7 protein-coding genes are annotated in these 13,559 nt (G+C 51.5%); all 7 read left to right on the top strand.

Features of this window, described 5'->3' with window-relative positions; genetic code table 11:
• Positions 1 to 50 precede the first annotated feature (50 nt).
• Complete coding sequence (gene polA, locus DLM86_RS00355) at positions 51 to 2,699, top strand: DNA polymerase I (protein ID WP_170143687.1); 2,649 nt, start codon at positions 51 to 53, stop codon at positions 2,697 to 2,699.
• A gap of 320 nt (positions 2,700 to 3,019) precedes the next feature.
• Positions 3,020 to 5,329: a helix-turn-helix domain-containing protein gene (locus DLM86_RS00350; RefSeq protein WP_110837979.1), complete on the top strand. Its 2,310-nt coding sequence runs from the start codon at positions 3,020 to 3,022 to the stop codon at positions 5,327 to 5,329.
• 281 nt (positions 5,330 to 5,610) lie between these two features.
• Positions 5,611 to 7,239, top strand: coding sequence for a type 2 periplasmic-binding domain-containing protein (locus tag DLM86_RS00345; RefSeq protein WP_110837978.1), 1,629 nt, complete (start codon positions 5,611 to 5,613; stop codon positions 7,237 to 7,239).
• A gap of 143 nt (positions 7,240 to 7,382) precedes the next feature.
• The gene (locus DLM86_RS00340) at positions 7,383 to 8,297 is read left to right on the top strand and encodes an ABC transporter permease (RefSeq protein ID WP_110837977.1); all 915 of its coding nucleotides are present in this window, start codon (positions 7,383 to 7,385) and stop codon (positions 8,295 to 8,297) included.
• A 45-nt stretch (positions 8,298 to 8,342) separates the two neighbouring features.
• The gene (locus DLM86_RS00335) at positions 8,343 to 9,191 is read left to right on the top strand and encodes a carbohydrate ABC transporter permease (protein ID WP_110837976.1); all 849 of its coding nucleotides are present in this window, start codon (positions 8,343 to 8,345) and stop codon (positions 9,189 to 9,191) included.
• Between the two features lie 16 nt (positions 9,192 to 9,207).
• A complete protein-coding gene (locus tag DLM86_RS00330; RefSeq protein ID WP_110837975.1) occupies positions 9,208 to 10,524 on the top strand; it encodes a neutral/alkaline non-lysosomal ceramidase N-terminal domain-containing protein in 1,317 nt (438 codons plus the stop codon).
• Between the two features lie 21 nt (positions 10,525 to 10,545).
• Positions 10,546 to 13,497, top strand: a complete 2,952-nt coding sequence (locus DLM86_RS00325) for an OmpL47-type beta-barrel domain-containing protein (protein WP_158289251.1) — start codon at positions 10,546 to 10,548, stop codon at positions 13,495 to 13,497.
• Positions 13,498 to 13,559 lie beyond the last annotated feature (62 nt).

Below are 13,559 nucleotides of genomic sequence, written 5' to 3'. Positions count from 1 at the left end.
ATGCCGTTATGCTATGATGAAGGGAGGATCTCATAAATGGGGTGTACGTATTGGAAAAGTTGATCTTGATCGACGGCAACAGCATCGCGAACCGGGCGTTTTACGCGCTTCCGCTGCTCAGCAACTCGAGCGGGCTTCATACGAACGCCGTATTCGGATTTACGACGATGCTGCTGAAGTTGATCGAAGAGCAGAAGCCGACGCATTTTCTCGTCGCGTTCGACGCCGGCAAAGTGACGTTCCGCCATGCGGACTATAAGGAATATAAGGGCGGGCGCGCCAAGACGCCGCCGGAGCTGTCCGAGCAATTCCCGCTCATTCGGGAGCTCGTGCAGGCGTTCGGCATTCCCCAGTTCGAGCTGGCCGGGTACGAGGCCGACGACATCATCGGGACGATGACGCGGCTCGCCGACGAGAAAGGGCTCGACGTCGTCGTCGTGACGGGCGACAAGGACATGCTGCAGCTGGCGTCCGAGCACGTGACGATCGCGCTTACCCGCAAAGGCATCAGCGAGGTGGAGCTGTATACCCCCGAGGCGATCCGGGAGAAGTACGGGCTCGTCCCCAAGCAAATCATCGACCTGAAAGGCTTGATGGGCGACGCCTCCGACAATATTCCGGGCATTCCGGGCGTCGGCGAGAAGACGGCGCTCAAGCTGCTTCACGAATACGGCTCCGTCGAGGAAGTGCTGGCGAGAGCGGACGACATATCAGGCAAGATGAAGGACAAAATCAAGGAGCACGCGGACGACGCCCGCATGTCCAAAGAGCTCGCGACGATTTACCGCGAGGTGCCGATGGAGATGAAGCTGGACGAGCTGCAGTACGCCGGCTACGAAGGCCCGACGCTGGGCGCGATGTTCCGCAAGCTCGAATTCAAATCGTTGCTCGACAAAATGGATTTGTCCGGCGGGGACGCCGGGGCGGAAGGGGCCGAAGCGATCGAGGTCGACGTCGTCGAGCGCGGCTCGCTCGGCGCCTTGGCCGATGCGCTGGCCGACGTCGAGGCGGTCCATTTCGAGATCGTCGGCGAAAACCCTCACGTGTCCGACGTGATCGGACTCGCCCTGCGCATGTCTTCCGGCAAAGCGCTGTTCGTGCCGGCCGATCTGCTGGACGCGCCCGAAGCGGAGCCGCTGCGCCGTTGGCTCGCCGACGAGGACGCCGGCAAAATCGTGTACGACATGCACCGGACCGAGGTCGGGCTGCATTGGAAAGGGATCGAGCTGCGCGGCGTGACGTTTGACGTGCTGATCGCCGCCTACCTGCTCGACCCGACCGAATCGACGCATACGTTGAACGAGCTGGCCGGACGCTACGGCCTGCCCGCCGTCCCCGCGGACGAGAACGTGTTCGGCAAGGGGGCGAAGTTCAAAGTGCCCGACGTCGGGCCGCTCAGCGAGCATTTGGCGCGCAAAGCCGATCTGCTCGCCCGTCTCGTGCCGGTGCTGAAGGACGAGCTGGAGAAAAACGAGATGAACCGGCTCTACTACGAGCTCGAGTTTCCGCTCGCCCGCGTGCTCGCGGCGATGGAGAAGCGCGGCATCCGCGTCAACGCGGACGACCTGAAGCAGTACGGCGGCGAGCTGGGCAAGTCGATCGACGCGCTCGTCGAAGGCATTTACAAAGCGGCCGGCACCGAATTCAACATCAATTCGACGAAGCAGCTCGGCGAAATTTTGTTCGACAAGCTCGGCCTGCCGGTCATCAAGAAGACGAAAACCGGCTACTCGACGGACGCCGAGGTGCTCGAGAAGCTGGCTCCCTATCACGAGGTCGTCAGCAGCATCCTGAACTACCGCCAGCTCGCCAAGCTGCAGTCCACCTACGTGGAAGGGCTGCTCAAGGAAATTCGGCCCGAGACGGGCAAGGTGCATACGTATTACCAGCAGACGATCGCCGCGACGGGGCGCCTCAGCAGCCAGTTCCCGAACTTGCAGAACATTCCGATCCGGCTCGAGGAAGGGCGCAAAATCCGCAAGGTGTTCGTGCCGGACGAGCCCGGCTGGAACATTTTGGCCGCCGACTATTCGCAGATCGAGCTGCGGGTGCTCGCGCACATTTCGGGCGACGATCGGTTGAAGGACGCGTTCCGCAACGACATGGACGTTCATACGAAGACGGCGATGGACGTATTCGGCGTATCCGAGGCGGACGTCGACGCGAACATGCGCCGGCAGGCGAAGGCGGTCAACTTCGGCATCGTCTACGGCATCAGCGATTACGGCTTGTCGCAAAACTTGAACATTACGCGCAAGGAAGCGGCCGAATTCATCGAGCAATATTTCGCCGTCTTCCAGGGCGTGCGCCACTACATGGACGATATCGTCCGCCAGGCGCGCACGAACGGCTACGTGACGACGCTGCTGCAGCGCCGCCGGTATTTGCCGGACATCAACGCCTCCAACTTCAACTTGCGCTCGTTCGCCGAACGGACGGCGATGAACTCGCCGATCCAAGGGTCGGCCGCCGACATCATCAAGCTGGCGATGGTGCAGATCGCCGAACGGATGGCGAACGAGAAGGTTCGCAGCCGCATGCTGCTCCAGGTGCACGACGAACTTGTGTTCGAGGTGCCGGAGGACGAGCTCGAGCTGATGAAGAAGCTCGTGCCGGAGGTGATGGAGGGCGCGCTCCAGCTCGACGTGCCGCTCAAGGTCGACGTCAATTACGGCGTGAACTGGTACGAGGCGAAGTAAGACGGGGACGATCTCGGTAGGCGTCACGATCGCGCTCGTGACCGGGAGCGCGAGTTCCCGGCCGTTTATGACGCCTACGCATTTCGTGCAGCGCGAGTCGTTGTTGCAAGTATGGGTTGCCCGCCGCGTGCGGGCGTTTTTTTTGGCAGGGGGCTTACGGGCAGGAGTAAACCGGTCAATCGGCCAATAAAATGGACTATAGGAATGTACTGCGCCTTATTATATAATTTTTCTTGACTGTTCCATAACGGTATTCGTTCGCTTGAAAGTCGATTCCCCTAAGGCCAAGGGTAAAGGAAGGCGGGTGGAGGAGATTGAGCTTGCTGCGAAAGACGAATCGAAGAAAAAGTATTTTCTTAACCATCCTCGTTTCCTATATTGCCATCCTCCTCTTTCCCGTGGCTGCCGGTATTTATTTATACCATCGGGTCGAGCACATTATGGTGGGCAGCGCGAATCGTACGAATTTAGGGCTGCTGGAGCAAATCATGCTGGTGGCGGATGAACGGTTTAAAGAGCTCGACAGGATGAGCTTGCAGCTGGCATTCAATCCGAAGCTCCAGTGGTCGTTAAGCCATATAGAAAGCGACTATGTCAAAAACGAGTTTGATTTGGCCGACATCATGAAGGACTTTCGAAACGTCAATAAAGTAAGCAGCTTCATCTACGATTTTATGGTGTACTTCAAAAATACGGACACGATCCTCACCACATCCGGGAAGTCGGATTCGCCGTTCTTTTTTAGCAAAATACTTGTATTTAACGATAAACCCGCCGATTGGGTCCAAAATAAAATGTTAACCGGCAGTCATTTGAAAACGTATTTTCCGGTGACCACGATCAAAGAAGGCGAAAGAGTCAGCAACGTGATTCCCTATGTCCAATCGCTGCCGCTCGGAGAAGAGGCAAACCCGAAGGGCTATTTGGTCGTATTGATTCACGAGCAGGAATTCGACCGTCTATTCAAGCCGTTCAAGAAAGTGAACAGCAGCTCCATCTCGATCATAGACGACCGCCGGCAAGTCATCATTTCCACCTCGAGCGAGTATACGTTAAGCCCGGACGTATTGGCTGAAATGGAAAATGAAAGCGGTTACTATACATTCGAGCAAAATAACGAAGCGATGATGCTTTCTTATACAACGGGACAGAACGGTTGGAAGTACGTCTCCGTGGTGCCCATGCACGTCGTCTTGAAGCAGGTCGTTGCGGTGAAGGAAATGGCTGTGATGCTGCTTTTTTTAATCGTAGTCGCCGGGATCATCGCCTCCTATGTCATGGCCTATCGCAATTACAGCCCGATTCGCGATGTCGTGAGAACCATCATGCTGGACAATACGCATGCACGGGAAGACTCGGCTAACGAGTTTGATTACATTAAACAATCGATTACCCGGTCCTTGGGCGAGAAAGATCAGATGAGGCAAACGTTAAAGAAACACGCACCGGTCGTACAGGCCAATTTTTTATCCAGACTGATCAAGGGGTACATTGACGTTTCGGCATTAAGCGACGATTCCCTTATCTTCATGGGCATCCGTTTCGAGTACGATTATTTTGGCGTGATGCTGCTCGAGATCGAGGATTGCCGCGATTTCATTAAAGAAGATACGGAACAGGAATGGGCGCATGTCCGGTTCATCCTGTCCGACTTAAGCCGCGATTTGTTAGGAAAGCCGGGCTATATCGTCGAGATGGATCGCGGCCGGCTGGCCGTCCTGCTGAACGTTGGCACGCCTGCGGAGCCGGCTTATCTGGATGCGGCGGCGTTTATCGAGAAGCTGCAGATGGTGGCGGTTCATCGCTTTAAATTGAAATATTCGATTGCCGTCAGCCAATTTCACCGCGGCCTTGAGGATATCGGAAGATGCTATCGCGAGGCGCTGATCGCTTTGGATTACCGCATGATTAGAGGCTCCAACGCGGTGATCTATCACCGGGAAATTGCCGGCCTTGAACCTCATTTCTACCACTATCAGCTGGAGGACGAAGTGCAGCTGATGAATTTTGCCAAGAGCGGCGACTATGCGAGCGTCGAACGGAGGCTCGATCAAATCTATGAAGCGAATTTTCTTTCGAACGCCCTTTCTCCGGAAATGGGGAAGTTCTTATTCATTGATCTTCTCAGCACGATCGTGAAAGTGATGAACGGCTTGCAAATATCGGACAAGAAGCGATTGGAAGGCTCGATCGATCCCGCGAAAATTATTGCCGAATGTGCGACGGCGGAGGAAATGATTCATAAGACGAAGGATATGTACCGGGTCATATGTCAATTCACCAGGGAGGAAAAGACCGAGCATGGAGAGCGGCTATACGTCAAAATTTGCCAATACATTGACGAGCATTATTCGGACAACGGCTTGAGTTTATCCTCCATGGCCGATCATTTCCACATCAGCCTTCAGTACCTCTCCACCTTCTTCAAAAAACATAGCGGTGAAAATATTACCGATTATCTCGCAGCGGTTCGTGTTCGGGAAGCGAAAAAATTATTGGCCGACCCCACGATTACCATCGGGGATATCGCGCTTAAAATCGGCTATGCCAACGCCGTCAGCTTTGTTCGCTTTTTCAAAAAGGTGGAGGGCGTACCCCCGGGGAAGTATCGGGAAATGCTGAATCGGTGAAAGTGAAATCACGAAGGAAAGGGCAGGTCACTGCCCGATAGAACGATACAATCACGTAGACCTTCTCCAAAAAGGTCTGTTTTTTTATTCGATTGGGCCGTTCCGTTCGTTCAGTATTTAAAGGGAGCAATGAAATGTAAAGCGGAACATGCGGAATATGTAATCCGGATAAACCGGCTTTAATATGGACTATATGAATTTCGTTGCACCGCTTATATAGTTAAAGCAAGCCGAAAGGCACGATTCAAGTCCGTCACAAATCCAAGGGGGGTTAAACGCAAATGAGCCATTGGAATCACAAAGGAAAGATGACAGCGCTTTCGGTGATATTGCTGGGAAGCTTGACCGTCGGCTGCAACAAGAGCGCCGATCCGCCAACTGCCGATGCAAATACGACACCCGCACCGGCTAGAGAGGGACCGAAATACCCGGCCGCAATGTCATATTGGGTGACTTTGGACACGGAAGCGGCATTTTCGATTAAAAATCAAGGCGAGATGGGGGCGTACAAACAATTAGAGAAAATCACGGGAACCAAAGTAACATTTGAACATCCGCCTGCAGGCGCGCAAGCGGCGAAAGACCAATTCAATTTGATGATGGCCACAGGCAAGCTTCCCGATGTCATGTACTATAGCTGGAAAGCCAATGCTCCGGACAAAGCGATCAAAGACGGCAAAATTCTTCGTTTGAATGAGCTCATCGACAAATACGCGCCGAACCTTTCCAACATGCTGAAGGAAAAGCCGGATCTGAAGAAGCAGCTTACAAGCGCCGAGGGCAATATCTACGTATTCCCCTTTCTCGCGACAGACGATGTACAATATGTATCTCACGGATTATTCGTTCGCAAGGATTGGTTGGATAAATTAAAATTACCGGTGCCGACGACAATCGACGAATGGGAAAACATGCTGATTGCGTTCCGCGATCAAGATCCGAACGGCAACGGCAAAAAGGATGAAATTCCCTACTTCTATAGAGAAACGGATTATGAAACCGATTCCCCGTTTCTCGGAGCATATGGACTGCTTGCATCCTTTTACCAAGAAAACGGCGTTGTCAAGTTCGGTCCCTATGAGCCGAAATTCAAAGAATATTTGACCTTAATGAATAGATGGTACGAAGCGGGACTGATTGATAAAGATTACTTAACCTCGGATACCAAATTGAGAGACAGCAAGATGCTGAACGATCTGATAGGCGCCCAGGGCAACTGGGCAGCAAGCGGATTTGGAGCTTATCTGCAAAGCAAGAAGGAACAAGATCCCCATTCGACCTTCAGTCTGGTCGGAGTTCCGTTCCCATCCCTTAAGAAGGGCGAGCTGGCCGTAACGAGCGGCTCATCCAAATCGCAATGGGGCGGGGCAGGCGCGGCCATCACGACATCGGCGAAAAATCCGGAGGAAATTGCGGCATGGCTGGATTACGGTTACGGTAAGGAAGGCCACATGTTGTTCAACTTTGGCGTAGAAGGCGAAAGCTATACGATGGTGAACGGGAAGCCGCAGTATACCGACCTTATTATGAAGAATCCGAAGAAGTTGACGATCACGCAAGCACTCGGGTTATATAACACGGTCACTTATCAGGGGCCTTACCAAAATAACGCAGAGGCTGAAAAACAGTGGCACGCCGGTGACGCGCAGCAGGCGGCGATGATGGTGTGGGCCAAAGAAGCGGACCGCAGTAAGTATTTGCCCCAAAATCTGAATGCGGAAGAGCAGGCGCGGATCGCCAGTATTATGGCGGATTTAAGAACCTACATGTTTGAAATGATCAATAAGTTTATTATGGGCCAAGAGAAGTTGACCAAGTTCGATGAATATATCCAAACCTTAAAAAAATTAAAGATTGAGGAAGCGATAAAGATTTATCAAACGCAATATGACCGCTATTTGAAGTCGTAAACTGTAGAAAGATAAAGATTGAAGATGGGGTTCGGCTCGGGCGACAGGTTCTGGTACGAACCTCTCTTCATCAATCGGCAGAGGAGGAATAGCGAGTGCAGTTAGGCTCGAAACCATTGGAAACGCTTACAACTGAAAAAAGGATGAAGTTCAGCTATCGGTTGAAGCGGGATCTCAAAATGAATCGATACGTCTATCTCATGGTATTGCCCGTCGTCCTCTATTACTTCATCTTCCATTACGGTCCCATGTACGGCATCCAGATCGCATTTAAAGATTACTCTCCGGGAACGGGGATGCTGCATAGTCCTTGGGTGGGCTTCAAATATTTCAATGAATTTTTCCAAAGCTTTTATTTTTGGAGACTGATTCGGAATACGCTGCTGCTAAGCTTTTACGAGCTTTTATTTCAATTTACTTCTCCCATTCTATTGGCTTTTTTGCTGAACGAACTTCGCAGCGCATTGTTTAAACGCATCGTTCAGACCGTTGCCTACTTGCCGTATTTCATATCGGTCGTCGTAGTGGTGGGGTTCATCGTCGATTTCTTGGCCAGAGACGGATTGATCAATCAGGTGTTGTCCTCCTTATTCGGAATGGAAAAAGTCGCCTACCTGAGTAAGCCCGAATGGTTTCGTACCTTATTCATCGGTTCCGGCATTTGGCAGAACGTAGGCTGGGGAACGATCATCTATTTGGCGGCCATCGCCACCATCGATCCTTCGCTTTATGAAGCGGCTAAAGTTGACGGGGCGAATCGATTTAAACAAAGCATCCATATTACGCTGCCCGGAATTATGCCTACCGTCATCATTTTATTGATCCTGCAAATCGGCAGCCTCATGTCCGTCAACACCGATAAAATTTTGCTTATGTATAATACCGCAACTTATGAAACGGCGGACGTCATCGGTACTTACGTGTACCGTAAGGGGATATTGGAGGCGAACTTCAGCTACAGTGCCGCAATCGGCTTGTTCAACTCCGTCATTAATTTCTTGTTGTTGATATTCGCTAACGCCTTGAGCAAAAGAGTAACGGAAACAAAGCTGTGGTAGGTTGGGGGGCAGAATCCATTGAATCGCCGGACACTGGGAGAACGTATGTTTGATGTCTGTAATGTCTTCTTTATGCTATTGCTCATGTTTGCCACCCTATATCCGTTTTGGTATGTGTTAATCGCTTCCATCAGCGAACCGGGCTGGATCGCCATGACACGGGGTATGATATGGCTTCCGCATGGATTTAACTTAGCCTCGTACAAGGCCGTATTCAGCAATCCCATCATTCAATCGGGCTATATGAACACGCTGTTCGTTGTGATTGTCGGCACGGCTCTTAATATGATCATGACCTCATTTGGAGCTTATGCGCTTTCCAGACAGCATGTCATGTTGAAAAATGCCATTATGTTTATGATCGTGTTCACGATGTTCTTCGGCGGAGGATTGATTCCATCTTATATTCTTGTGACAAGTCTTGGCATGCTGGACAGTCTTTGGGCGTTGATCATTCCCGTAGCCGTGGGCTCCTTCAACTTGATTATCATGAGAACGGCATTTCAGGCCGTACCCGTAAGCCTTGAGGAATCGGCTCGGTTGGATGGCGCGAATGATTTTACGATTTTGTTCCGGGTGGTGCTTCCGCTTTCCTTGCCGGTTGTAGCGGTCATGATTTTATTTTATGGAGTCTCCCATTGGAATTCTTGGTTCGGCGCGCTCATTTATTTGAGACATCGTGAACAGTACCCGCTCCAGCTGATTCTAAGAGAGATTCTAATCAGTAACAGCACCGATAGCATGACCGTGGACAGCGGGGGCGATAAGTTGCAGGTAGCCATGACGATCAAATATGCAACCATAATCGTCGCTACCGGTCCCATCCTGTTGTTGTACCCCTATCTGCAAAAGTTTTTTGTGAAAGGTGTTATGATCGGAGCCATTAAAGAATAAAAGGAGCTGTTTCACGATGAAATTTAGCATGTCCAAAGCGGATATTACGCCGCAAACGCCTGTTTTTATGACCGGATTCGCCGCTCGAACGCACGAAAGCGAGGGGATCCATGATCCGATCTATGCCAAGGCGGTGCTCCTGCAAGCGAACAAAACGCTTTTGATCATTACCCTGGATTTGTCGGGCGGCGATCGCAGCTTCATCGACGGGATCAAACATACGCTTGAAGCAGCGTTCGGTCTACAGCATGACGAAGTGCTCATCAATTTTTCGCATACCCACCATGCCGTGGCTGCGAGGGGGCCGGTTGATGCGAATACGAACAGCAGCTTCAATAGACAACAAGGCTCCATGGATTACGGTTTTTTGAGAGATATACTCGTGGGCATCGTAAAGGATTGTTATGCCAACGCGGAAGAGGGAGCTTTACTGCTTGGGCGCGGCACTTCCAAATTCGGTGTCAGCCGCAGGAGATTGACGGAAAAAGGTGTTTTATGGAAGCCCGCGTATGATGCGGAAATCGATAACGATCTGTTTGTGCTCAAGCTGGTCGATCAATCGAATACGCTAAAGGGCATTTTGTACAGCTATGGCTGCCATCCCACTTCGATGGACTCGGATAATTACTTGATTTCCAACGATTTTCCCGGGAAAACAAACGGCTATTTGGAGGAAACGTATCCCGGCGCGACCGCCTTTTTCCTGCAGGGCTGCGCAGGGGAGATCAAACCGTTGAAATGCGCCGTTGGTGACGATTTTATCAGCTGCAGCTTCGAGCAGATGGAAGAAGCGGGTGTGGACTTGGCCAAAGACGTTATCGGCGTCCTGGAGCATAAGCCATTTCATCCGATCCAATGCCGGTTTAAGACCATTCTGGCCGAAGCGACCTTATACATGGAGCATACGCCAATCGAGTACTTTGAAGACATCGTGAACAATCCCGCTATAGGCGAAGCTCGCAGAAGAGGGGCGAAACGGAAGATTGATCTCATCAAGGAAGGTCTAGCGAAGGATCGTACCTCCATCTATATCAGCATTTGGCACTTGGATGACGAGACGCGCTTGATTGCGATGGAAGGAGAAATTTCGACCGAGTATTCCTTGCTGCTCAAAAAAATGTTCCCGGGCGGAAAAACGATCATTCTTGGTTATACCAACGGAGTTACGTTCTATGTACCTACTCGCAAGATGATCGGCGAAGGCGGTTATGAAGTCGATTACCATCATATCGGCGGCCCGTTCAGCGGAATCTTCCTGCCGGAAGTCGAAGATATTATCATCGGGCAAATTGCCAAAGCGGATTTATCGCTTCGATTGGCAGAAGGTCACTAAGGTACGGGAGGAAGAATGGGGATGAGAATCGATAAAGGGAAAATGTACTGGGCTTTCGGTTTTGTGTTGGTTGCGCTTTGTTTCCTAATACCCGCTGTTTCGGCTCAGGCCGCTACCTATTATATCGCTCCCACGGGAAGCGATACGACGGGCGACGGTTCGATCTCTTCTCCTTGGCTTACTATCAATAAAGCGCAAACGTACCTGGCGGCGGGAGACACTTTGTACGCGCGAGGGGGCACCTACCATAATCAGTGGGGGATTGCGATATCGAACAAGGCGGGGACTTCAACGGCTCCCGTCACAATTGCCGCTTACCCCGGGGAAACGCCTGTTTTCAGCGATGTACGGCCTAGTGCTGTGCTTCACACCTTTATGGAAGTTCGGAATTCTTCGTGGGTCGTTATCGATGGGCTGCACATTCAAAATTACTCCAAAAACGGTTTTTGGATCGGAAATGATACGGCCGTTCCCGGCGGGAAAAACCATCATATTACGATCCGGAATTGCAAAATTCAAAATATCGGCACTTCCACGAGCTTACACCACGGCATTTATCTTTCTGCGGACAACTATGATACAACGATTAGCAATAACATCATCGACAATGTGACGGCAGCGGGAATTCATATGTTTCATACCCCCGGGGGCAGCCATTTCAAAATTTATAATAACATTCTAAGCAACAGCCGTGAGGGGATTATAGTCGATGAAGCTCATAACAACACGGAGATTTTCAACAATACCTTCTATAATAACACCCGTAACGTGGATGTCTCCAATTACGAAGGCCATCCTACCCTCCATGTTAGCATTTATAACAATGTTTCGTATAACAGCATTCCGGGTCAGATTGGGTTATGGGTTTGGCCTGGAAATGTCGGGAATGTAATCGAAGATAACAATCTGTGGTACGATACGACGAAATCCACGCCGATCAATTGGGGCGGCGCGCCTAACGGTACACCTGTTTATAGGTCTGTAGCCGACTTGCGCGCAGCGACGAACAATGCGGAGCATTCGATTCAAGCGGATCCGTTATTTGTCAATCGTGGAGCCAACCCGCTGCAGCTCCAATCGGGCAGTCCGGCAATCGACACCGGTACTAGCGCAGGGGCGCCAAGCGATGACTATCTTTCCAATCAACGGCCTGTCGGTGCCGGCTATGATCTGGGAGCTTACGAATTTTCATTCCGGATCGATGCCGTCTCGAAAGTGCTTGGAATCGGAGAAGCAACGGAGCTTTTTTCGACATCCGACTTAAGCGGCGCCCAATACACAAGCGACAATCCGAGTATAGCTACGGTCGACAGCCATGGTGTCGTTACCGCTATTGCATATGGAGTAGCGAATATTACAGCAACGTTGCCGAACGATAATCCGTACGGGAAGTCCAGCACCATTCCGATTCGAGTGGCGGAGCATTTGATATCCGTAACGCTCCAGTCCAGTGAACCGAGACCCGAGGTGGGGCAAACGCAGCAGTATACGGTAACGGGTCTCATGAGCGATGGAAGTGCGGCCGTATTGAACCATGCTTCAATCCGCTACTATATGAGCGGCAGTACGATTGCTTCCGTCAGTTCGACAGGTCTTGTGTCGGGAATAAGCAGTGGAACGGATACTCTGAATGCGGATGTGACGCTGGATGGGTTGACCATAAGGACGAGTACGCTCGTGACGATTGATCCCCCGACTCTTGCTTCCGTTGCCTTAACAATCTCAAACGATACCTTGGTCAAGGGACAAACCGCCCAGTTAACCGTTTCCGCCATATCGAATAACGGCAAACCATCCTCGTTAAAACCTGCCACGATGACTTATCATAGCAGCAATCCGGCTGTTGCGAGCGTCGGCGCAAGCGGACTTGTAACGGCGATCGCACCGGGAACGGCGGCGATTTCGGTAGAGATTACCTTCAATGGCGTTACCCATTCGGCAACACGTACCGTTACGGTACAGCCTGGTCTGTTTGTTCTTTACCCTTTCACCCAACTCCCGATCCTGACCAAAACCGCGGGAACAATCATATATGCTCCTACGTTACAGTTTGAAGCGAACGATGCGGGGCATTCGATTACGTTCCGTCTGGATGTGCCGGAAACGCACTTGTATCAACTCGAGCTGAAAACCTTTAAGACGACCAGCTATGGGAATTACGCGATCAAGATCGATGGGCAGCCGTTCGCGGAATATAACTTCTACGGCACAACGGGAAGCGGCACTGCCTTTGATCCGATTGGCGCCTTGCAGCTAACTTCGGGTGTCCATCAACTTACCTTTGAGAACCTTGGCAAAAACCCGCAAGCCACCAATTATAAAATGGGTGTGATCCAGCTCAAGCTTCTTGCCTTGCCGGATGCGATAGCTCCCACATCAACGGCAGAGCTACAAGGCGCGATCCACAACGGATGGTACTCAAGCGATGTTCGGGTGAACTTGAGTGCAACGGATGGAGATACCGGAGTGAGCCGGACGGAATATCGGTTGGATGACGCATCCGATTGGTTAGCGTACACCGGGCCCTTTACGTTGTCCGCAGATGGAGGGCACACGCTTGATTACCGCTCCATGGATGAAGCGGGAAATGTAGAGCAAACGAAAACGCTGCTAATCCACATCGATAAAACGGCGCCCTCACTAACCCTTGAATTGGACAAAACGTCTATTGGGCCGCCGAATCATAAAATGGTGACCGTCCAGGCTCGGCTTCATTCGAACGATGCGGCATCCGGTGTCGAATCCGTGATCTTAAGCTCCATTACGAGCAACGAACCGGATAGCGGGTCCGGTGACGTTCAAGCCAATATCGGTTCCGCCGATACGACATTCGGTTTACGCGCCGAACGTTTAGGCAACGGAACGGGACGTCTGTATACGATAACCTACACGGCGACGGACAAGGCGGGCAACCAAACGCTTGCTTCCGCAACCGTTACGGTGCCGCATGATCAATCTGCCCCTAGCCGGTGACGGGATTATGGAGGGAGGTGACGGACATAAACGGATATTTTTCAGGCTTTGTATAGGCGGCG

This window comes from Paenibacillus flagellatus (assembly GCF_003217775.1).
Taxonomy (GTDB): Bacteria; Bacillota; Bacilli; order Paenibacillales; family NBRC-103111; genus Paenibacillus_AB; species Paenibacillus_AB flagellatus.
This window is presented reverse-complemented; position numbering and strand designations above follow the sequence as displayed.

What these genes read in the sequence shown, in the direction of transcription:
- DLM86_RS00340 (WP_110837977.1), top strand. Translation starts at nt 7,383, where the DNA reads ATGAAGTTCAGCTATCGGTTGAAGCGGGATCTCAAAATGAATCGATAC.
- DLM86_RS00325 (WP_158289251.1), top strand. Translation starts at nt 10,546, where the DNA reads ATGAGAATCGATAAAGGGAAAATGTACTGGGCTTTCGGTTTTGTGTTG.
- DLM86_RS00330 (WP_110837975.1), top strand. Translation starts at nt 9,208, where the DNA reads ATGAAATTTAGCATGTCCAAAGCGGATATTACGCCGCAAACGCCTGTT.
- DLM86_RS00335 (WP_110837976.1), top strand. Translation starts at nt 8,343, where the DNA reads ATGTTTGATGTCTGTAATGTCTTCTTTATGCTATTGCTCATGTTTGCC.
- DLM86_RS00345 (WP_110837978.1), top strand. Translation starts at nt 5,611, where the DNA reads ATGAGCCATTGGAATCACAAAGGAAAGATGACAGCGCTTTCGGTGATA.